Here is a 1,358-nt window from a genome sequence, read left to right as displayed (position 1 = left end):
TTTAATTATGAATATAAAGTTTGTTACAGTAGGAAAATTAAAAGAGAAGTACTTTAAAGCAGGAATTGCTGAATATGCCAAGCGTTTGGGGGCTTTTTGTAAGTTTCAAATTATTGAATGTCCAGATGAAAAAGCTCCTGAAAGTTTGAGCGAAGCTCAGGATATAAAAGTGAGACAAATTGAGGGAGAACGAATATTAAGCAAAATTAAGGATAAAGAATATGTAATTTTACTTGATTTGAGGGGAAAGGAATTAACTTCTGAACAATTGGCTAAAAAAATTGAAGACTTATCCACATATGGAACATCGGATATCACTTTTATTATTGGTGGTTCATTGGGTGTTAGTCCAGAAGTGACAAAACGTGCTGATTACAGTATTTGTTTTGGTAAGTTTACCTTGCCACATCAATTAATGCGTTTAGTATTGACTGAACAAGTTTATCGTTCATTTATGATTATTAATCATCGTACATATCACAAATAGATTACGGCATTACCGCTAATAAAAAATAACATCTATTACTCCAGAGATAAATTTGGAATAGTAGATATTATTTTTGTTGTGTTCAATATTGCTTAATTCATAAATCATTTGCTGCATTGTTCCTTAATCAAATGATTTCTTCAAAAGTTAAATATTTTCTTATGATTGTTGAAGATTGATTGTATTTAGTTTCTATAATTATAAAATTGATGGTGGATATTAAGAGAATTCGTATTTTTGCAGGGGATGTATAACGATGAAAAATAAAACAAATAAAATTTTGGTAGCTTCTGCAGTTACTATCATGTTAGCTCCAGCTGCTTTAAATGCTTTACCTCAACAAACAGTTAGTGCTAGTGCAACAGGTACTGTGTCAGTTGCTACACCAGTTTATGATTCAACTGGTAACGCTAACGGCGTTACATTGCCAAGTGGAAGTCAATGGAAATTAGGTAAACAGATTACTTTAAACGGTGTTGCCCATTATCAAGTTGGAAATAATGAATACATTCCAGCTTCTGTAGTAACAAACGTTATCGGATCTGCTGATCCGGTTGATACTACAGCTCAAGTAGGTAGATGGTCATCAGCCAACACAGACGCTGGCAAAACTGTAACGGCTAATAAGGCCTTAAATGTAGTTGATGTTTATGGTAATGAAACAGGAAAGGTTTTACCAGCGGGTAGTAGATGGGTTATTGGTGAAATACTTCATGCCAATAAAATGTTGTATTACCAAGTGGCTACTAATGAATACGTTAATTTAATGGATGTAAGCTTTGATGATCAAAATGCAAGTGACAATACAAGCAATGCTGCTGACAATTACGTTGAAACTGATGGTAATTACGGTAAGACAGGTACTGTTACT

At 33.4% G+C, this 1,358-nt stretch carries 2 protein-coding genes; both read left to right on the top strand.

Features of this window, described 5'->3' with window-relative positions; genetic code table 11:
• Positions 1–7: 7 nt before the first annotated feature.
• On the top strand, positions 8–487 hold the full coding sequence (rlmH, locus tag FHL06_RS13155; protein ID WP_153387061.1) for a 23S rRNA (pseudouridine(1915)-N(3))-methyltransferase RlmH: 480 nt from the start codon (positions 8–10) through the stop codon (positions 485–487).
• Between the two features lie 256 nt (positions 488–743).
• A partial coding sequence (locus tag FHL06_RS13150) for an SLAP domain-containing protein (RefSeq protein ID WP_192917999.1) occupies positions 744–1,358 on the top strand: 615 nt, incomplete at its 3' end.

It is taken from the genome of Companilactobacillus halodurans, assembly GCF_009600985.1.
Taxonomy (GTDB): Bacteria; Bacillota; Bacilli; order Lactobacillales; family Lactobacillaceae; genus Companilactobacillus; species Companilactobacillus halodurans.
The sequence above is the reverse complement of the archived record's forward strand: the minus strand, read 5'-3'. Positions and strand labels throughout refer to the sequence as shown.

What these genes read in the sequence shown, in the direction of transcription:
- rlmH (WP_153387061.1), top strand. Translation starts at nt 8, where the DNA reads ATGAATATAAAGTTTGTTACAGTAGGAAAATTAAAAGAGAAGTACTTT.